A 17,324-nucleotide genomic window follows, 5' to 3' on the forward strand; every position below is an offset into this window, starting at 1 on the left:
AAAATGTGCGGTATAGTAGGATATGTTGGAACAAGGCAGGCAACTCCCATACTCATAGACGCATTAAAAAGGCTTGAGTACAGGGGATATGATTCTGCAGGTCTTGCAATATTAACAGACAACGCGATATCGGTATGTAAAACAGAAGGTAAAATAGCTGACCTTGAAACAAAGCTTCCTGATATGAACGGAACATGCGGCATCGGGCACACCCGATGGGCAACACAGGGCGCGCCGACCACAATCAACGCGCATCCCCATGTTTCAGGAAATATCGCAGTCGTTCACAATGGGATTATTGAGAACTACCAGGAACTGTATGACTGGTTAAAGTCCGAAGGATACGAATTTGTGTCAGAAACTGATACCGAGGTTCTCGCGCATCTTGCTCATAAATTCTATAAAGGAGACCTTGTCAGGGCTGTCATCGAGGGCCTGAAAAAAGTAAAAGGCTCATACGCTGCTGCTTACTTATGCAGCGATTCAAAAACAGTGGTTGCGGCAAGAAAAGAGAGCCCTCTTGTTGCCGGCGTGGGAAAAGGTGAAAATTTTATAGCTTCGGATGTTACTGCATTATTGAAGAATACAAAAGATGTGGTCTATATGCAGGATTTTGAGGTCGTGCAGTTGACAGGGGAGGATATGCAGTTCTTTGATTTTAATGGAAATCCTGTCAAAAAGGAAACTGAGGTCATAGAATGGAACATAGAAGCAGCCGAGAAATCGGGATACCCGCATTTCATGTTAAAAGAGATACATGAACAGGTTACATCAGTCCATGATACACTTATGGGACGGGTATCAGAACTGAGCGGGGATGTAATTCTCGGCGAGGTAACACTTTCCATAGATGAGATAAAGAATCTTGAAAGGATCGTGATCATTGCCTGCGGCACATCATATAATGCGGGGCTTCTTGGAAAATATCTTTTTGAGTCGCTGGCGGGGATACATACGGACGTGGAAATAAGCTCTGAATTCAGGTATGCAAATCCCGTGGTTTCGGGATCCACGCTTGTAATAGCCATATCGCAGTCAGGGGAGACCGCAGATACAATAGCAGCAACAAGAGAAGCAAAAATCTATGGATGCCATACTCTTGCAGTAACGAATGTGGTAGGTACAACACTTTCCCGCGAAGTCGAAAATATCGTTTATACAAGAGCTGGCCCTGAAATAGGGGTTGCAGCCACAAAGACTTTTACGTCCCAGTTAATTGCCCTGTATTTACTTTCTATCTATTTTGCACGAAAGAGAAAAAAATTGGATGTTGACAGGTCAAAACGCCTTCTTGTTTCAATGAAACAGCTTCCCGGTATGATCCAGCAGATCCTGAATAACAAGGAATTCATACAGAAACAGGCCAACCGGTTTTCAAATGCAAAGGATTATTTCTTTTTGGGAAGATCCCTTAATTTCCCTATAGCCTTAGAAGGAGCTCTTAAGCTCAAGGAGATATCCTATATCCATGCTGAAGGATATGCGGCAGGCGAATTAAAACATGGGCCTCTGGCTCTTATTTCAAAGGAAACCCCGGTAGTGGCCCTTGCCACAAGATCATCAACGTATGATAAAATAGTGAACAACATCAAGGAAGTGAAAGCGCGAAGCGCCCAGGTCATTGCAATAGCATGCGCGGATGATAATGAAATAGATAAGTATGTGGATGTGGTCATAAAAATTCCGATAGCAGATGAACTGCTTTATCCTGTGCTCACATCTGTCGTAGTACAACTTCTTGCATATAACAGCGCCGATGCACTGGGCTGCCCCATCGATAAACCCAGGAATCTTGCAAAAAGCGTAACGGTGGAGTAATTATGGCATTATTTGGTTCATCAGGTATCAGAGGTCTTGCGAATAAGGAAATTACCCCGGAGCTTGCACTGAATGTCGGGCTTGCTGTGGGCTCGCTTCACGGATCGGCTGTGATCGCGCGTGACCCCAGGACCTCAGGAGAAATGATCGAGCATGCTGTGATCTCAGGGCTCCTGTCAGCCGGATGCAGTGTGACGCGTATCGGAATGGTGCCCACGCCAACGCTTGCGTATGCTGCAAGAAATTTTAGCTGCGGTATCATGATAACGGCATCGCATAATCCTTCGCAGTACTGCGGCATAAAAGTCTGGAAAAGGGACGGTATTGCATTTGATTCAAGGCAGCAGGATGAGATTGAATCGATCATAAAGGATAAGACATGGAAGACAGCAGAATGGCAAAATATCGGGAATGTTTTCCAGGCTGACGCTATTGAAGACCATGCAAGAATGATACTCAGTAAGGTAGGGCGCACTTCCCTGAAAGTTGTTGTTGATTGCGGATGCGGCGCAGCTTCCGTAATAACACCTTATGTCCTGCGGCGTATGGGCTGCACCGTTATAACTCTTAATTCCCAGCCCGACGGATTCTTCCCTGCAAGAGATCCGGAACCGGTCGAGAAGAACCTCGAATTATTGAAGAAAGCAACTCTTTCATTTGGCGCTGATCTTGGCATAGCTCACGATGGCGATGCTGACAGGATGATGGCTGTTGACGGGAAAGGCAGGTATATAGAAGGGGATAAGCTTCTTGCATTCTTCGGTATCCGTGAAACAAAACACAGTATTGTGGTGCCTGTTGACACCTCAATTATGGTCGATGATGTCCTAAAAGGCAGGGAAATCTATCGAACGCGTGTTGGCGATGTGTATATTGCGGAAGAATTGAAAAAGAGAAATGCCGAATTTGGCGGCGAGCCATCAGGCAGCTGGATATTCCCCGGCATCTCTTTATGCCCGGATGGTATCCTGGCAGCAGCAAGGCTTGTTGAGATCGTTCAGAATGAAGGGAGGCTTGATGCACTCATAGATGAACTTCCGACATATCCGATGATACGGGGAGCTGTTCCGTGCAGTAATGAAAATAAATCAGCAGCAATGAAAAAGATCGCAGAATCGTTAAGGAGAATAGGAGACGTCACGGACATCGATGGAATAAGGGTTGATGCGGATAATGGGTGGATACTTGTACGCCCAAGCGGGACTGAGCCCAAGATAAGAATAACAGCAGAAGCGAGAAAGGGTGTGGAAGAATTGTTTAAACGAGCCGAAAAGATGGTTCAGGAGTCGCTTTGAAGGCATTAGTCCTTGCTGCCGGGCAGGGTACAAGAATGGGGCCACTGACCCGCAATATCCCTAAGGTAATGCTGCCAATAGCGAACAAACCACTCCTTTTACACGTGATCCAATCTGCGCGTGATGCAGGGATCAGGGAATTCGTACTTGTTGTAGGTTATGGCGCGAAACTTATTAAAGACTATTTCAAAGATGGATCTCTTCTTGGTGTCAGCATAGAATATGTCAACCAGGAAAAACAGATGGGTACTGCTGATGCTGTTGGTTCGGCAAAGGGAATGGTTGGTGACAGGTTCTTGGTGTTAAACGGGGATATAATAGTAAATTCGGCGCATATCAGGAAATTAATAGAATGCAGTTCGGATGTGGTATTGACAGCAAGGCATGTTGATAATCCTTCTGAGTATGGTGTCCTTGAAGTCCATGGTGCAAGGGTTTTACGTATCATTGAAAAATCCCCGGATCCGCCAACGAGTCTTGCCAATGCAGGAATATATGTATTTCCGTCATCAATATTTGATGCTATAAGTAAAACCCCGCTTTCGATACGAAAGGAATATGAGATAACTGACTCGCTACAGATGCTCATCGATATGGGAATAGATGTTGGTTTTCTTACACTTTTCGATAAATGGATGGATATCGGGAGGCCCTGGGAACTTCTTGATGCCAATGAATATTTCCTGTCTGTTTTACAGCCCGACATATCCGGTGAGATAGAGCCTTTTGCGACGTTAAAAGGCAGTGTTTCAGTCGGCGAGGGCACGATAATAAGAAATGGCTCATATATAGCAGGGCCTGTCATTATCGGCAAGAATTGCGATATCGGCCCTAATTGCTACATCCGTCCGGGAACAAGTATCGGTGACAATGTTCGTATAGGAAATGCAGTTGAGATCAAAAACAGCATTATAATGAAGGGAACGCATATCGGGCATCTGAGTTATGTGGGTGACAGCATAATAGGGGAAAGATGCAATTTCGGGGCCGGGACAAAGGTTGCGAATTTAAGGCATGATAACAGGACAATCCGTGTAACATTAAAGGGAAAACTTATAGATTCGGGAAGAAGAAAACTTGGAACGATCATGGGAGATGATGTTCACACCGGTATTAATAGCATGATAAACGTAGGGGCTGTTGTTGAAAGTAAATCGATGATTAAGCCAGGGGAATTAGTAAAATAACTATGTTATTTTCTCTAACATTTCTGCAAAAGCAAGATTACCTGTGATCTTTTTGATCTTTATTTTTACAGTATCCCCTTTGACAGTACCTGGTACATAAATCGTATATTTATCCTTTTTAGCAATGCCGTCACCTTTGCTTCCTACTGCATCAATTCTGACATCGTAGGTTTCGCCTTCAACCAGTGCTTCTTCCTTGGCGATCAACGTTGCCCGCCGTTTTGTTATAGGTCTATGCGCGCCGCATGCATCACATCGCAATGTAAGGACTCTTTCACTTTTTATAAGGTGTGTATCCGGACGTCCGCATTCAGAACAGGTTACATATTCTTTTACATATGCGTTGATGAGTTCGGAAATCATGCCTGAAGTTAATCTTCTCTGGAAAATTGCTCTTGAACCATCGATCTTACCTGCTGTTCCAAGCTCCCGCAATAGGAATTTGAATATATGCGAAGGCTCACGGTTCAATTTATCCACTATTGCAGCGAAATTTTCGAGCACTGTTGTTTTTCCTTCGGTTAGAAGTTTAGGCTCGGGGATAACAAAACGTTCCCCTGAGCTTTTAACTTCAGGCAGATGATTTAATGCCCTGTCCAGGTTATCCAGATAATCGTTCATTGTCAAGTAAGGACAAGTTCCTGGCCTTTTTCCACTACCAGGCTTATCGGAGTCGGTAATTTATATCCGGCTGAGATCAATGATTTCTTTGCAAGTTTGAAATTAGCGGGAGTAACAAACACACTCATTACCTTCTGGCCCCTTCTTACTCTTGCCGCAGTACCGATAGCCTTTCCGAATGCCTGCCGCATCCCCTGCGATACACGGTCTGCACCTGCTCCTGTGGCCTGTTTATTCTCTCTCAGGACCTCATGAGGGTATACCCTGATCTTTAAATGATAATTGGGCTGTCCTATAGTATCAAGCAATATCCTGTTTGCTGCAATACGCGCAGATTCAAGGGCATTGTGCCTGATCTGGCACTCTTCTTTTGTCACGAGTGTCAACTGGATCGGGAAATCCTCTGTTAAATTGCCCATGTCATAAGTCACTAACTTGCTACCCGGAACACCGCCCATGTATTCTCGTCTCGTATAAGAGCGCTGGGTAATTTTCTTGTACATTCTTCCTGGTTTTCTTGCCATTGAATAGTCCTCCAATAATTATAATGTGAGAATAAAATATATCACACGATTTCAGTTCCAGATGACTTTTTAGTTAATAAGCTTTATTGAAATAACAAAATTGAATAGTAACATTCATTATTAATGAATACTAATATAACTTTTAGCTAATATAACTAAAAAATGACAGGAGTAAAGGCGCAAAGACTGTATGTATTTTGTTCTTGACTATAATTGTCATTATCATTAAGTATAAATACAACAAAAGAGAGTTAGAAATATAGAGAGTTTAAATTATGTTTATGGAACTTACACCAATACAAAAGGAAATACTGACTGCATTAATAGATTTATACAGGAAAAAAAAGCATGCAATAAAAGGGGAAGATATAGCAGAAGTCATAGAAAGAAATCCCGGAACTGTCAGGAATCAAATGCAATCATTGAAGGCGCTTGGATTAGTCGAAGGAGTTCCAGGACCCAAAGGAGGATATAAGGCTACAGGGGAGACGTATCGTGCGCTTAGATTATCAGAAATGGATAAGGAAACGAATGTTCCTTTAAGACGGAATGATGAAGTGATAGATAATGCTACAGCAGCAGAAATAAGTTTCACAACAGTAAGACATCCTGACCAATGCAATGCTACTGTACATGTTATAGGAGATATAAGAAAATTCGAGGTTGGAGATAATCTTGTGATAGGACCCACGCCGGTAAATAAATTAGTAATACGGGGATCCGTGATCGGCAGGGATGATACACAGAATACGGTATTATTTGTCATACAGGAAATGATATCTCTTCCCAAAAAACCCGTTAAGAATTATATACACGAAAATCCTATAACAATTCCACCCACAGCAACGATTCAGGAAGCCTCACGGATACTTGTTAAGAATAATATTCACGGCGCTCCGGTGAAGGACAAGGACGGTATCGTGGGGATAGTTACACTGACAGATATCGGGAAAACGCTTGCGGATGGGAAAACAAGCCTGAAAATAAGAGACATCATGACAAGGGATATAATCTCCGTTGACGGTGATTTGCCTCTGTATGAAGTTGTTAAAGTATTTAACAAAGAAAAAGTAGGGCGGCTGATGGTTAAAATCAATGGAGAGCTTGCAGGGCTTATCTCAAAAACAGACATACTAAGCAAACTTGTATTGTATTAAAAGAAATAGTTTTTAAAGCATATAATTGTTCATTGTTGGACATGCGACATACCGTTTTCATCATCTTTTTTAAGCCTTTTTGTGATCTCAATTAGAGGATGTTTGGCATAATCAAGTATTTTAATATCAGAGAGTGTATGAAGACCCGATGACATAGCGGTCTTTTCCATACCAAGATGGATTTCATCTCTTACAGGGATGACATAAGCATCCATGCTTTTTATCCCGAGTTTTTTAGCTGCAATTACCCTGTGATGACCATCTACAAGAATAAGTTTATTGGTTTTTCTTATTACAACTATTGGCTCAGCCAGCCCTTTTTTTAGTTCGTATATCCTTCCGTCAAGTTCATCCGCATATACTTTGGGCTGCGTGGGGACAAGTTCATCGATGTTTACCGATTCGCGGATAACATCAACATGTATATTGTGGATGGCCTCAAGAGTTTTCTTGAGTGTCCATACCTTCTGGGGGCTTGTCCTTTCAATATGCGAGCGGATAACATCTGAATTTGTAATAATACCACGTAAATGCCCGCTTGTATCAACAACCGGCAATTTTGATTTGCCTGACCTGAATATGACACGCGCCACATCACTCATCTCCATTTCCGTATCTGCCACAAGCACATCCCGGCTCATTACACCTGAGACCTTTTCACCAAGCGCTTTTTCAAGGAGGCCGGATGCAGATACATATCCTGTTACCTTTCCATTTTCGACTACAGGAAATCCGTCATGCCCTGTTTCCTTTATAAGTTGTATGACATCCCTGACAGTATTTTCCGGGGATACAGTATCTACTTCCGTTGTCATGTAATTTTTAACTTTAGGATGGTCTGTCATGGTAGTCAGTTAAATGGTTTTGTTAAATGACTTTCTCCTTTTTATAACATTGGGGTCAGGATTAAGCATAACGATATATAGTAATCCAAGTATAGATACTATGAAACGGGAGGCTCCAACCCTTCAGGGGGAGTAGTTCACCTATCGGAATTAACTTGACGGAATGAATTATATGAATGAACAAGACCAGGAGATTCTAAATATACTCAAAGAAGCGATTTCTATTGAAATCTATGGTAAAGAATATTATTCGATATTCAGTGATTTAGTCGAAGATGAGAATGCAAAATCATTATTCAAGGGATTGTCAAGGGATGAAGGGGAACACAGGCAACTTCTTGAAAAACAATTCCTGAAGATCACAGGAAAATCTTTTGACATCAGTACGGTGGATGAAGTGAACAGGGAAAAAGCAAAGCGCATATTCCCGGAATCCCTTGAACCCCTGGGCATACAAGAAACAAAGGATATTCTCAAGCTTGGTATCAGGACGGAAGAAAGATCTATCGAATTGTATTCCAAAAGTGCTGATAATACCAGTAATAAATCCAGCAAAGATCTGTTCTTAAAACTTGTAGTTTTTGAAAGGGAGCATAAGAAAACACTTGAGGATGCGTTATATTACCTTGACCAGGAAGGTTCATGGTACGGATACTCCCCTCCTACTATTGAGGGGTAATGGAAGGTTTGCTCTTTGGCACTGCGGGCATACCCATAAGCTCGAATGGAACTGATAGTTTGTCAGGGATAGAGCGTGTTCATGAGCTTGGCCTTGGTTGTATGGAACTTGAGTTCGTCCGCGGAGTTAAGATGGGAGAAGAGACTGCCAGGAAGGTAAGAGTCCTGGCAAAGAAGCTGGATATAGGATTAAGTGTGCATGCCCCTTATTATATAAATCTAAATAGCGAAGGTGAAACCCGGCTCAAAAGCGGGGAACGAATACTGAATTCTGCAAGGATCGGGCAAATATGCGGTGCAAAAGGCGTGGTTATTCATGCGGGTTTTATAGAGAAAGATTCACGCCAGAGCGCATACGAAAAAATTAAAAAAGAACTTACCCGGATACGTGAAGAAATGAATAGTGAAGGCTTAAATATTACACTTCGTATCGAAACCATGGGGCGCAATTCCCAGTTCGGGAACCTTGATGAAGTTCTTACTATTACAGAAGTGGCAGGAGTATTACCATGCATTGATTTTTCACATCTGCATGCCGTGAATGGAAAAAATAACTCAAAGGAAGAATTTGCTGACATCCTCACTAATATTGAGAATAAGCTCGGGCGCGATGGCTTAAACAACATGCATATTCATGTTTCAGGGATAGAATATTCTCCAAAAGGTGAGAAAAAGCATCTTGAATTTGAAGCGTCTGATTTCAAATATAAAGAATTAGCCAGAACTTTTTCAGAATTCAATATTAAAGGAATGGTGATATGTGAAAGCCCCAATCTGGAGATAGATACATTGAAATTGAAACAGGAATTTGAGGATTTAACCTGTTGTAAATAGGTCGTGCATCGAATAGGGATTTAATGGAACCCCTATTACTTCCTCAATCGGTTTTTCTTTGCAGCCGCGTAATGTCAGGACTCTCTGGCATACAGGGCGAGTACATTCCGGACAACGTTTTCTATTTCTCATAAAAAATTATAATTTTATAATTCCTGCATTGCCACTGCCTTTTAATATTGCCTCATATTCATCTATGAACATGTCGCGCATGTTCTCAAGGAGAAACATATTCCTTGTGCATAACATCACTTTATTTGAAGCAAGCCGCTCAGGTGCGCATTTTTCCATCCATAAAACTACCTCGTTTGATTCGCTCATTCTCTTCATCTCCTTACAATCTAATCATACTGATGATTATGATAATCATTTGAAGTATTAGTATAAATAGTTTATGGATAAATTTCATTAAATATTTACAATGTTTATAATGACAAGGAGAAGGTAAAATTTACCTTCTCCTTACCAATATTATTACCAGCAATGAACCAATTGCAAATACTACTTCAAATGCAGGTGCTTTTGTTGTTGCAACGGGTATAGCTGTCATTGTTGCTGATGGAGCAGGGGTCGCCTGTGCTGTGAAGACCATTTTGCTTACACCATTCTCATAGCTGTGCCTTACCTGCGCATTATCGAATATGGCCGTTCCAAAGGAATATTCCTTCTTCAGGTCAGAGAATTGCACATCATACTGGCTTCCAGTTACAAGTTTTCTACCGTATTCCATTGTCCACATGCCACCGTTATAGACAGCCATGGCTTTTATATCAGCCCGGTCTCCTGTCGGAGGTCTTGTAACAATAGCTGCTATTTCATCGTCAGCTTTATATGTATCGGTGAATGGCTGTTTTTCCGCATCGATAATCCAGTATGGTGGGGCTGGTTGGTCTGCTGAAGTATAGTTTGGAGAGGTATTAGCAGCATTGATGTTAGTAAAGTATGGCACAAGCCCCGGGTCGCTCTTTCTCCCTGCATCTGCCGCTGTTGCTTTATTGTATCTTGTGGAATCAAGATACTGGTCGTCTATATAACCTGATGGATTTGTTCGCACAAGTTTTGCATGCCAGATATCTGCCATTTCACCCGGATTTGGTGTGTATTTGTTGCCGAAGGGTTTTCCGGCTTCACCTGCGTGGCATGTTGAAAAACAACCAGTGGTTTCAAATGCCGGAGTATTAATATTCCATATCTGGGCAAATTTGTCCTCATAGTACTTGTTGTTGTCGCCGCCTTTATCATCAGGATCTTTGAGCTGCTTCCATGTGCCGTTTGCCTGTTTAATCCAGGGCTCACGCCTCATGCTTTCGGTTGGATCGTTCCAAGTTGCAAGGAAATATACAGAGTCGCCTGTATAAACGCTTTTTAGTGTAACTGTATGAGATCCCGTATTTGCTCCACCAGCTACATTAACCGTCATTGCAGTTGCCTGGTCCCATATCGTATCTGGCACGCCATCAATTACCGGAGCCTTTGCCACCATCAAAGAATTAAGGGTGCCGGCAGATGCATACCCTATGCCAAAAGACAACAGTATTCCCAAACCTAACACTATTAATCCATTAACTTTCCATATATTCATATAACTCCTCCCAGATAAATCGCATGCACTCTATACTCCATTGTAATGCTACAAAATGCTTTTTATCTGTGTCAATAAATTTGTTTCTTCTATTATATAAATTTGTTTCAACAACTATAAAAATGGTAAACGGATGATGTTGTTTTCATGTCGATCTGATTTATGCTGATGGGCGTCTGTCGGGAAAGATGCCCTGGGGTTACGCACATTTGCGCCCTGCAGACAAATATCACTCTCTTACGGACCCTGACGTCATTGTTGCTCTTGCAGCGCTTCTTTCGGACATAACTATAACATTTATGAAGATACGTTAAGCATCCTCTCGATTGCAATAACAATCTTTATCTCATTTCAGCTTGAAATGAGCATGTAATCTTGATTAAACAGCCTACAAAACCAGAAAACTGTAAATATGTTTGATTTTATCCAGGGAGACTATTTGAATGAAATTTGCCGCAAGCGCAGCAATGCTTGCTTATTTTAGTGCTCTTGAAACAGAGCTTAACCGTGCTATCGAGCTGGCCAATCGCGCACGTGCTAACGGCGCCGACCCGACTCCGGGAATTGAAATACCAATAGCAAAAGACCTTGCAGACAGGGTTGAGAAACTCCTTTCTATTGAAGGAGTCGCAAAAAAGCTCAGGGAACTTGAATCAACGATGTCGCGTGAGGAAGCCGCCCTCCAGGTGGCAATTGCTGTTGCCAAGGGTGAAATAAAAAAGTTTGAATCGGACAGGGACGCCATAGAAGCTGCGGTGAGGGTTGCAATGGCAGTCCTCACAGAAGGCGTGGTGGCTGCACCTATCGAAGGAATCGCCAAGATCGACCTTGCAAAAAACGACGACGGTACAGATTATATCAGGACATATTATGCGGGTCCGATAAGGAGTGCTGGGGGCACTGCACAGGCACTGTCTGTTCTTGCTGCCGATTATGTGCGGGCGAACCTGGGGATCGCACGTTTTGTCCCGCGGCCTGAAGAGGTTGAACGATATGTTGAAGAGATCACGGCATACAGGCGGGTAGCGAATTTACAGTATCTGCCATCAGATGATGAGATCCGCCTGATAGTCAGGAACTGCCCGATATGCATTGACGGTGAACCCACAGAGGAAGCTGAAGTGGAAGGGCGGCGTGACCTTGCGCGTATCGAGACGAACAGGATCAGGGGCGGAATGGCGCTCGTTATTGCTGAAGGCATTGCCCTCAAAGCGCCAAAGGTGAAAAAGCACGTTGACAAGCTTAAACTTGAAGGCTGGGACTGGCTCGATAAATTCGTGGTCACTGTAAAAACCGATGATGCATCGGCCCAGCTTAAGCCCAAGGATAAGTACCTGCAGGATCTGATCGCAGGCAGGCCCGTTTTCTCATATCCTTCAAAACCTGGCGGCTTCAGGCTCAGGTATGGCAGGGGCAGGAACACAAGCTTTGCAGCCGCAGGTATCAGTCCGGCCGCGATGGCATTAATGGATGATTTTATTGCTGCCGGCACCCAGATAAAAGTCGAGAGGCCTGGAAAAGCCGCAGGCATAGCCCCTGTGGATACAATCGATGGTCCTACAGTGCGCCTGCTCAATGGTGATGTCCTGAGAATCAGTACAGAAGAGGAAGCAAAAAAAATAAGACCATCCGTACAGAAGATCCTTGATATTGGCGAGATACTGATCAATTTCGGGGATTTTCTTGAGAATAACCATCCGCTTGTTCCATCATCCTACTGTTTTGAATGGTGGCTCCAAGAGCTTGCTGCAAAAACATTAACAAAAGAACTTGGCGACCTTAAAAATCCCACTGCTGAAAAAGCGCTTTTTTTATCAGATACTTATAAAGTGCCGCTGCATCCTGAATACACATACCTCTGGCATGATATTTCAATTGATGAGTTTTCCCGGCTTGCTGAATATATCGGGATAAATGGAAAATATTCTGACAAACTAACATTTCCGAATGATGATAAAATAAAGACAATTCTTGAAGTCCTGCTTGTCCCTCATATAGTTCGTGAAAAGGTGATTTTTATTGATGAACCGCTTCCCCTGATGAGATGTCTTGGTCTTGATTCAAGTCTTAAAAAGAACTGGACAAATACCGAGTCAAGTATCCTGGATATGGTCTCAAAAGCAAGCGGGATAACAATCAGGGCCCGTGCTCCTATCAGGATCGGGGCACGGATGGGACGTCCTGAGAAATCTGATAAGCGTGAAATGAAACCAGCGCCACATGTGCTTTTCCCGATAGGAGGTGCTGGTGGCAAGAGGCGCTCTCTTGTAGATGTGAAAGATTTTGTGGACGATGAAGAGGACAAAGAGAAAAATAATGAATTCAGGAATAGCGAGCTCCAGACCGGATTAACATACCAGAAAGGAAAAGTCGGGACAATAAGCGTCCAGATTGGGAGCCGCATATGCCCTGCATGTAAGAACAGGACTTTCAAGAACAGGTGCACCTGTGGAGAATTCACCCATCCGCTTTTTAAATGTGAGTCATGTGGAATTGAAGTAAACAACTCGTTTGCAGGGACTAACCCGATATGCCCGAAATGTAAAAAAGAAACCACATCTGTCACTGAAATGGATATTGATTTCTTGTCTGAATACCAGAAGGCGCTTGATAAAGTCGGGGAACGAGATGTTTACAAACCCAAAGGCGTTCTTGGCCTTACTTCAAAAAACAAGACGCCTGAGCCGCTGGAAAAAGGAGTGCTCAGGGCAAAACATGATGTTGTGATGTTCAAGGATGGGACTGTGAGGTATGACCTCTCGGATATGCCTCTAACGCATATTAAACCAAGAGAACTCGGTGTCTCGGTTTCGAAATTTAAAGAACTTGGTTATGTGAATGACACATACGGAAATCCGCTTGTTGATGAGAACCAGATCCTTGAACTTAAAGTTCAGGATATTGTTGTTTCAAAGGATTGCGCTGAATACCTTCTGAAAACCGCGCGATTTATAGATGATCTTTTAACGAGATATTATAAAGTTGAACCTTATTATAATGTCGAAAGAATTGACGATCTGATCGGGAAATTAGTGATAGGGCTTGCTCCCCACACCTCGGCTGGCGTTCTTGCCCGCCTTGTGGGCTTTACCACAGCGTCTGTTGGCTATGGGCATCCGTTCTTCCATGCAGCTAAGAGGCGAAACTGCTTCCAGGGGGATGAAAAATTATTGGTCCAAAGAGGAGATGGCTTTGAACTTTTAACAATCCGCGAGCTTGTTGAGAGCAAACTTATCGGAAATACCGAAAAAGATGATTTTGGAACTGAATACAAGAAAATAAGCGGCCTGAGAACATTTGCCTTCAATATAAAAACAAAAAAATTCGAACTGGCAGATATAACACATGTTTCAAAACATCTTGCTCCTGAAAAGCTGATCGAAATAAAAACCAAAAGCGGCAGAAAGATAGTGGTAACAAAGGATCATAATTTCCCGGATAGTTCAGGAGAAAAAATGAGGGCGCAGGATGCAGATGAATTATTGATCCCCTGGAATCTTGAAAGACCCCGCATCGAAAATAAAGAGAATATTGACCTGCTTTCGATAACAGACGCGCAGGACGTAATGATAAGGACTGAAAGCGATGTTTTCGAGGATGACGTACAATTTTCGCAGATAAGCAACAGTCTTGGAATGAGTTATAAGACATTTACCAATTACATTTACAGGAAGTCATATCCTTTAGAGATAGTCAATAGATTCAATCCTGAAGTGATCGATACAGGAAATTACCTGCTGGGGAACAAGAGAGATAAGGTTTCAATAAAACCCGGCATAACGGTTAACGAGGATTTCTTATCACTGTTAGGATTTTATTTAGCAGAGGGATTTATAAAGAAAAATCAAAATAATTGTCACCAGGTATCTATAACCGCTACTAAAGAATGGACCAGGCACATATTAAAAGAAAAAATAAATACTGTTTTTGGTTTGTCACCCAGTATTTCAGGAAACCATATAACGATTTGCTCAAGATTTGTCTTAGAGCTGTTTGAAAATCTGAATATCGGAAAAGATGCAAAAACAAAAAAGGTTCCAGATTTTGTGTATTCCCTGCCACAGGATAAAATAAGTGCATTTTTGGGAGGTTATTTCACAGGAGATGGCTCGTGTTCCCTGCAAAGCACTTTAGAGGTCAATGTAACTTCAGTAAATAAATGGCTTATTGACGGGACGTCCTTCCTCTTGATGTTTTCCGGGATCAAGCACTCTATCTATGAGGAAGAAAGGGCAGTAAAAAGTGATCTTATCCTAAAATTCTATGGAAAACCGAAATTAATCCATTCCTATAAAATAAGGATATACGGGAAAGAAGCAAGAAAATTCATTGAAGACATAGGCTTTCTTGGTGAAAAACAAAAGCATGCCAAAGATATGCTCAAAAAATGGCTGGCTAAAGAAGGTAAGACAAGAACCAATTTTGATGAAGATGTGTTTATTGATAAAATAGTAGAAAAGAAAGAGATAAACACTGATGATAAATATGTATATAACCTGACAGTCGATACCCATCATACTCTCATTTGCTCAGGAATTACTACATTCCAGTGTGACGGTGACGAAGACTGCGTGATGCTCTTGATGGACGGCCTCCTGAACTTCTCCCGCTCGTACTTACCCGACAGGCGCGGCGGACAGATGGATGCACCGCTTGTCCTGACTTCGCGTATTGATCCGAATGAAGTGGATAAGGAGGCGCATAATGTGGATGTGCTTTTCCAGTATCCTCTTGCGTTCTATGAGGCAACGCAGAAGTACACAAATGCCAAAGAACTTGTCAAGATCATGGATACTGTTAGCGGACGGCTCGGCACTCCTGGACAGTATGAAGGCTTCGGATTTACCCATGATACTGCAAATATAGCAGCGGGTCCGACAAATAGCGCCTACAAGACCCTGGGGACGATGATCGAAAAAATGGATGCGCAGCTTGGGCTTGCCCGGAAAATAAAAGCTGTTGACCCCCAGGATGTGGCAGAAAGGGTCATAAATTCTCATTTCCTTCCCGACCTTATCGGGAACCTGCGGTCGTTCTCGAAACAGAAGGTAAGATGCACGAAATGCAACGCCAAATACAGGCGCCCGCCCCTGCAGGGGACATGCCCGAGGTGCGGCGGGAATATCGTGCTGACGGTGCATGAGGGCTCGGTGAGGAAATATCTTGAGACGAGCCTGAGAATTGCGGATGAGTATAATGTGCGGCATTATACGAAGCAGAGGCTTGAGCTGCTTGAGATCGAGATGAAGTCGCTGTTTGAGAGCGATAAGGTGAAGCAGAAGGGGCTGGCGGATTTTATGTGAGGGATATGTTTATTTATGTTCTTCCGTCTACTTTACTCATAATTTGTAAGATCTCTTCAGGAATTTGTTTCATATGGTTGACGAGGAGAGCTTTTGTTTGAGAAACTGGCTTGCTCATACCCAGTTTCAAAAAAATTGAGTCTAATTTTTCTTTTCCATTACCCTTTGAATTTTTAATTGCAACCTCCACATCTTCAATAGCTTTGTTCGTTAGTTTCGAAATCGCCTCTGATTCGATAAGATAATCCTCTATTTCTTTTTTGAGCAGGATATGAAACTGCTCTGAGGAAAAATCTTTCTTTAATTTTTTTTCTTTCTCTTCTTTAATGTTATCCGAGTCTGCAACAATCATGAAGGGGATTGGAATTCTTGTTTTTTTAAGGAATTTACCAGTTTCGACGAGTTTTTCAAACCCTCCTCCATTTTCAGTTCCACATGTTATGATTTTTTGTTTTTGAATATTCATTCCATTTTTAATGAAAAATTGCATCCAGATTTCAAAATCATCTTTCCCTTCTATTAAGAAAATGAAAGAAGGATTTTTAGTATGTAAAATCCAACTTTTAGGAATCCCTGCTTTTTCCAGTATTTCATCTATGTTACTGAAATCTTTTAATTCTACTATTTTAGTTTCACCAGCTTCTTTTATTACCACAAATAATTTATTAAAAGGCATGCTATCTATTAGAACAGGGGAATGAGTTGTTAAAATAAATTGCTTGTCCTCATTTATCGAAACCTCATTAATTATGGACATGAACTTGGAAATAGCATCCCCATGAAGATGTGATTCAAGTTCCTCGATTGCTAATAAACTTCCTTTAGGGGTTGAATGAAGTAGTGTAATTAAGTATATTATTTCCTTAGTTCCAGATGATACATGCTTCCACATAAATCCTGTATTCCCAAATGGCTGTTCGGTTATTGAAAGGAATACTTCTTGTGTACCTTCTTTTAATGGTGCGCGCACCTCAATAATCCCGCCAATTATCTCTCTGACGCTCTGGTTTATTTTTTCAAAGATTTCTCTCTTTGATGATGCAAGAGTATTCAGAGTTTGAGGTAGGTTTCTTGCATCTGATGCTAATCGAAAATTTCCGCGGGCACTTCCTCCTTCAGGACTTTCTCTAATAGGGTTTAGTTTTCTAAATAAGCCAAAGAAATTATAAAGCATTAATAATAAGTCCTCGGATGGTTTCGTTGGACAATGTCCTTTTGGGCTACTTATAAGAGATCTTGAAGGACTCCCTCCTCCTAAAGACTCAAAATTACAGTTTCCATTTTTATAGCATTCACCAAAATTTTGAATGGCATTTAGTTGGTACATACTATTTTTGTCCCAAAAGCCATTAGCGAATAGAATTTCTTTTTCTTTTATATATATCCCACATTCCGCACATGGTGCCCGTTGATTTTATATAATCAAAATAAGAATCAACCGGCATGGAATATTCGAGTAAAAACATTGATCACCTTGGTA

General features: G+C 42.0%; 13 protein-coding genes. 7 read left to right on the top strand and 6 right to left on the bottom strand.

The window, feature by feature from the left end; genetic code table 11:
- Positions 1-3: 3 nt before the first annotated feature.
- Genes glmS through FIB07_14655 form a run of 3 tightly spaced genes read left to right on the top strand, consistent with a single transcriptional unit; the run spans position 4 to position 4,300 of the window.
- Complete coding sequence (gene glmS / locus FIB07_14645; protein ID NJD54091.1) at positions 4-1,818, top strand: glutamine--fructose-6-phosphate transaminase (isomerizing); 1,815 nt, start codon at positions 4-6, stop codon at positions 1,816-1,818.
- 2 nt (positions 1,819-1,820) lie between these two features.
- Entirely contained in the window at positions 1,821-3,113 is a 1,293-nt protein-coding gene (gene glmM / locus FIB07_14650; protein ID NJD54092.1) for a phosphoglucosamine mutase, read from the top strand.
- Positions 3,110-4,300 (top strand): glucose-1-phosphate thymidylyltransferase, encoded by a 1,191-nt coding sequence (locus FIB07_14655; GenBank protein NJD54093.1) that lies wholly within the window; start codon positions 3,110-3,112, stop codon positions 4,298-4,300. The genes glmM and FIB07_14655 overlap by 4 nt, the downstream gene beginning before the upstream one ends.
- Here FIB07_14655 and FIB07_14660 read toward each other — a convergent pair whose 3' ends face one another.
- Both FIB07_14660 and FIB07_14665 read right to left on the bottom strand, forming a co-directional pair.
- Positions 4,301-4,921, bottom strand: a complete 621-nt coding sequence (locus FIB07_14660) for a translation initiation factor IF-2 subunit beta (protein NJD54094.1) — start codon at positions 4,919-4,921, stop codon at positions 4,301-4,303. It lies immediately after the preceding gene.
- A 2-nt stretch (positions 4,922-4,923) separates the two neighbouring features.
- A complete protein-coding gene (locus FIB07_14665) occupies positions 4,924-5,445 on the bottom strand; it encodes a 50S ribosomal protein L16 (protein NJD54095.1) in 522 nt (173 codons plus the stop codon).
- A gap of 281 nt (positions 5,446-5,726) precedes the next feature.
- On the opposite strand from FIB07_14665, the gene FIB07_14670 reads away from it, so the two are divergent.
- Positions 5,727-6,602 (top strand): CBS domain-containing protein, encoded by an 876-nt coding sequence (locus FIB07_14670; protein NJD54096.1) that lies wholly within the window; start codon positions 5,727-5,729, stop codon positions 6,600-6,602.
- Positions 6,603-6,631: 29 nt separating this feature from the next.
- Here the strand turns inward: FIB07_14670 and FIB07_14675 are convergent, their stop codons facing one another.
- The gene (locus FIB07_14675; GenBank protein NJD54097.1) at positions 6,632-7,447 is read right to left on the bottom strand and encodes a CBS domain-containing protein; all 816 of its coding nucleotides are present in this window, start codon (positions 7,445-7,447) and stop codon (positions 6,632-6,634) included.
- Positions 7,448-7,610: 163 nt separating this feature from the next.
- Here FIB07_14675 and FIB07_14680 point away from each other — a divergent pair, with 163 nt between their 5' ends.
- The gene (locus FIB07_14680) at positions 7,611-8,126 is read left to right on the top strand and encodes a hypothetical protein (GenBank protein ID NJD54098.1); all 516 of its coding nucleotides are present in this window, start codon (positions 7,611-7,613) and stop codon (positions 8,124-8,126) included.
- Complete coding sequence (locus FIB07_14685) at positions 8,126-8,959, top strand: TIM barrel protein (GenBank protein NJD54099.1); 834 nt, start codon at positions 8,126-8,128, stop codon at positions 8,957-8,959. Before FIB07_14680 ends, FIB07_14685 begins: the two co-directional genes overlap by 1 nt.
- A 138-nt stretch (positions 8,960-9,097) precedes the next feature.
- On the opposite strand, the gene FIB07_14690 is transcribed toward FIB07_14685, so the two are convergent.
- Both FIB07_14690 and FIB07_14695 read right to left on the bottom strand, forming a co-directional pair.
- Positions 9,098-9,280 carry a hypothetical protein gene (locus FIB07_14690; GenBank protein NJD54100.1) on the bottom strand — a complete coding sequence of 61 codons (183 nt, stop codon included), beginning with the start codon at positions 9,278-9,280 and terminating at the stop codon, positions 9,098-9,100.
- A gap of 130 nt (positions 9,281-9,410) precedes the next feature.
- Positions 9,411-10,541, bottom strand: coding sequence for an ethylbenzene dehydrogenase (locus tag FIB07_14695; protein ID NJD54101.1), 1,131 nt, complete (start codon positions 10,539-10,541; stop codon positions 9,411-9,413).
- 443 nt (positions 10,542-10,984) lie between these two features.
- On the opposite strand from FIB07_14695, the gene FIB07_14700 reads away from it, so the two are divergent.
- Complete coding sequence (locus FIB07_14700; protein ID NJD54102.1) at positions 10,985-15,844, top strand: DNA polymerase II large subunit; 4,860 nt, start codon at positions 10,985-10,987, stop codon at positions 15,842-15,844.
- Between the two features lie 13 nt (positions 15,845-15,857).
- On the opposite strand, the gene FIB07_14705 is transcribed toward FIB07_14700, so the two are convergent.
- Positions 15,858-17,171: a hypothetical protein gene (locus tag FIB07_14705; GenBank protein ID NJD54103.1), complete on the bottom strand. Its 1,314-nt coding sequence runs from the start codon at positions 17,169-17,171 to the stop codon at positions 15,858-15,860.
- Between the last annotated feature and the right edge of the window lie 153 nt (positions 17,172-17,324).

It is taken from the genome of Candidatus Methanoperedens sp. (genome assembly GCA_012026795.1).
Taxonomy (GTDB): Archaea; Halobacteriota; Methanosarcinia; order Methanosarcinales; family Methanoperedenaceae; genus Methanoperedens.